This window comes from Knoellia flava TL1, assembly GCF_000768675.1.
Classification (GTDB): Bacteria; Actinomycetota; Actinomycetes; order Actinomycetales; family Dermatophilaceae; genus Knoellia; species Knoellia flava.
Genome location: NZ_AVPI01000080.1, coordinates 1 through 3,052, shown reverse-complemented (window position 1 = coordinate 3,052; position 3,052 = coordinate 1). Strand labels below are relative to the sequence as shown.

At 73.2% G+C, this 3,052-nt stretch carries 4 protein-coding genes; 1 reads left to right on the top strand and 3 read right to left on the bottom strand.

All coding sequences use genetic code 11. The features are described 5' to 3' along the window. On the top strand, positions 1 to 757 hold a 757-nt coding region (locus tag N798_RS16435), incomplete at its 5' end, for a thermonuclease family protein (protein ID WP_232222676.1). A 49-nt stretch (positions 758 to 806) separates the two neighbouring features. On the opposite strand, the gene N798_RS16430 is transcribed toward N798_RS16435, so the two are convergent. The 3 genes from N798_RS16430 to N798_RS16420 form a co-directional block, all read right to left on the bottom strand. Beyond that, positions 807 to 1,298 (bottom strand): hypothetical protein, encoded by a 492-nt coding sequence (locus N798_RS16430; protein WP_035950785.1) that lies wholly within the window; start codon positions 1,296 to 1,298, stop codon positions 807 to 809. 92 nt (positions 1,299 to 1,390) lie between these two features. Continuing rightward, positions 1,391 to 1,801, bottom strand: coding sequence for a DUF2177 family protein (locus tag N798_RS16425; protein ID WP_035950782.1), 411 nt, complete (start codon positions 1,799 to 1,801; stop codon positions 1,391 to 1,393). Further along, positions 1,801 to 2,730, bottom strand: coding sequence for an alpha/beta hydrolase (locus tag N798_RS16420; RefSeq protein WP_035950779.1), 930 nt, complete (start codon positions 2,728 to 2,730; stop codon positions 1,801 to 1,803). The genes N798_RS16425 and N798_RS16420 overlap by 1 nt, the downstream gene beginning before the upstream one ends. Positions 2,731 to 3,052: the final 322 nt, after the last annotated feature.

The following is a 3,052-nucleotide window of genomic DNA, read 5'->3' as shown; positions in this document are numbered from 1 at the left end:
CGCGCCGGCAGCGAGTCCGGTCGTCGCCGCGCCGACGTCGGCGCCCACCCCCACCGTCTCGGTCCCGGCTCCCGTCGCGACTCCGACCCTCGCGGCCCGACCGACGGTCGCCCCCGCGCCCGCTCCGACGCGCAGGGTCGCCGGCGCGTTCGTGCTCACCGTCGGCGTCACCGACGGTGACACCATCAAGGTGCGGGTCGGCGCGACCACGGAGCGGGTGCGGCTCATCGGCCTCGACGCCCCCGAGCTCAAGGGCGACGAGTGCTGGGCCCAGAAGGCGTCGAGCAAGATGCAGAGCCTCGTGCAGAGCCGCTCGGTCCGGCTCGTCGCCGACCCCACCCAGGACGACCGTGACCGCTACGGCCGGCTCCTCCGCCACGTCGTCACCGAGGACGGCCGGCTCGCCGCGAAGGTCCTCATCGAGGGCGGCTTCGCCAAGGAGTACACCTACCGCAACGCCTACGAGCACCGCGGCGACTACCTCGCCGCGCAGAAGCGCGCCCAGGCACGCAAGCTCGGTGTCTGGAGCGCGGCGTGCTCGGCCCCCGTCGTCGCGGCACCGGCAGTCCCCGGCACGACGACCAAGCCGTCGAGCTGCGTCATCAAGGGCAACATCTCGTCGTCGGGCGAGAAGATCTACCACGTCCCCGGCGGCGGCAGCTACGACGCGACGGTCATCACCGCGAGCAAGGGCGAGCGGTGGTTCTGCACCGAGGACGAGGCGCGCGCCGCGGGCTGGCGCAAGGCGCGCAACTAGCCACGAGCCCAGCGCGCCGAGCCCAGCCCTTCGTATGCCGGACGCGGACCTAGGCGAGCGCCGCCTCGGTGAGCTGGTCGGCGGCCTTGGCGAAGAGGTCCTGGAGCTCGCCCTCGGGATAGCTCGCGGCGATCTCCGCCGCCGCCAGCGCCCCACCGAGCAGAGCGGACGGGACGACACCGCGACGGAGGTCCGGGTCGGGACCCGGCTGCGGCGGCCGCGGCCAGTTCTTCGGCCAGCCCGTCCCGCACCAGTCGTCGATCTCGGCGAGGAACGCCTCGCGCGCACCGGGGTCCCGGCCGCCGACGACGATGATGCCGCGCGCCATGAGCTGGAGGAGCAGCCGCCCGGAGTCGACCGGCGGGAGCGGCTGGGGGTTGAGCGCGACGAGGTCGGCCCGGCTGCGCAGGCCGAGCGGCCCGCCGCCGACGACCTCCCAGACTCGGTCGTCGAGGAGGGCGAGGAACTCGAGCCGGTCGCGGTGCGGCGAGGTGATCCTCGCGCTCGCGATCGCCCTGACGAGGTCGGTTGCTGTGGCCATGGGACGTCCTTCCGGGTTCGGACGGCTCACGCCGAGCCGTCACCGTGGAAGGAGGCCCGCCGCCCGCACCAGATACACCAGCCCCACCAGGCTCAGCGGAGGGCGGGCACCCGGCGACACACGGCATACGTCACGACAGCGGTGACGGCGGTCGCGACCGTGCCCCACATCAGGTCGACGAGGACGACCCCGGCCGGGAAGCCCTCGAGGACGGCGAGGTTGGTGAGGTCCCACGTCGCGTAGGCGACGAGCCCGAGCAACCCGCCGTGGACGAGCGCCGTGCGTCCGGACTCCTCCGCCAAGGCCGGACGGGTCGCGAAGAAGGTGATGCCGAGGACATAGATCACATAGAACGCCACTGCCGCAACGGCATTGGGGTTCTCCGCGAGCAGCTCGCCGAGCTGGTCGTCGTAGAGCGGCCGGGCGACGACGCCCAGCCAGAGTCCGTCGAGGACGCCGAAGACGGCTGCGGCCACGGCGTATCGGCCGATCCAGGCGAGCATCAGTCGCGAGTGGGCAGGCGCTCGTCGAGCCATGCGAGGACGTCCGCGGTGACCTCGTCGCGGTTCGTCTCGTTGAGGAGCTCGTGCCGGGCGCCGGGATAGATCCTCGAGGTGAGGTCGGTGACCCCCGCCTCGCGGTAGCCGGCCTCGACCTCGCGAGGTCCCCTGCCGCCGTTGCCGACCGGGTCGTGCTCACCGGACATGAGCAGGATCGGCAGGTCGGTGGGCACGGCGGCATACGCGCTCTTGCGCAGGACGCTGCGCAGGCCGGCGGCGAGGTCTCCGTAGAACGTCGTCGACATGACGAAGCCGCAGTGGGGGTCGGCGAGGTAGGCGTCGACCTCGGCCTCGTCGCGGCTGAGCCAGTCCGAGGCGGTCCGGTTGGGCTTGAACGCGGCGTTGAACTTGCCGAACGACAGGGAGTCCATGAGGCCGGAGGGGTGGCGGCGACCCCGTAGCCGGGACTGGAGGGCCGACAACGCGACGCCGACGGGCGCCAGCGGGTTCGCGCCGCTGTTGGCCGACAGGATGAGGGCGGCGAGCCGCGACCCGTGGATCGCGGCATAGCTGCGGGCGAGTATGGCGCCCATGCTGTGCCCGAAGAGGACCACCGGGACACCGGGGTGCTCGGTCTGTGCGAACTCGGTGACGGTGCCGAGGTCGTGCACGACCGTGTCCCAGCCGTCGTGGTCGGCGAAGTGGCCGCGGTCGCTCGCTGAGCCCGTGAGCCCGTGACCACGGTGGTCGTTGGCATAGACCGCGTAGCCCTGCGCCGTGAGCGCCCGGGCGAACCGCTCGTAGCGCCCGGCGTGCTCGGCCATCCCGTGGGAGATCTGCACGATCGCGCGCGGCGGGCCGTCGGGGAGCCAGCGGTAGGTGTGCAGCGGGGTGCCGTCGGCTGCGCTGACGGCGATGGTGCTCGACTCCATTGACGGCTCCTGGAAGGGGTGGGCTCGCGGCTGCCGACGCTACCCCGTGGGTGCCGCCGTCACGGGGCGTTGTGGTCGAGTTCTCGCGCCCCGGTATGCCGTCCGCCCCCGGGTGCGTGCACAACTCACCAATTCCTCCCGTTCCGCACGGCAGGCCGGGTATGCCCCCCGACGCGACCGTGCCCCGCCGCACGGAGCGACGGGGCACGGGAGGAGCGAGGTGGCGTCAGCCGCGGTAGCCGCGCGACTGCGACGAGAACGCCGCGATGCCGCCGCCGGAGCCCCGGCGGGCGCCGCCCTGTCCGCCGGAGCGACGCGGGCC

Excerpts from the sequence above, each read along its gene's own strand:
- N798_RS16430 (WP_035950785.1), bottom strand. The coding sequence starts at position 1,298 with ATGGCCACAGCAACCGACCTCGTCAGGGCGATCGCGAGCGCGAGGATC.
- N798_RS16425 (WP_035950782.1), bottom strand. The coding sequence starts at position 1,801 with ATGCTCGCCTGGATCGGCCGATACGCCGTGGCCGCAGCCGTCTTCGGC.
- N798_RS16420 (WP_035950779.1), bottom strand. The coding sequence starts at position 2,730 with ATGGAGTCGAGCACCATCGCCGTCAGCGCAGCCGACGGCACCCCGCTG.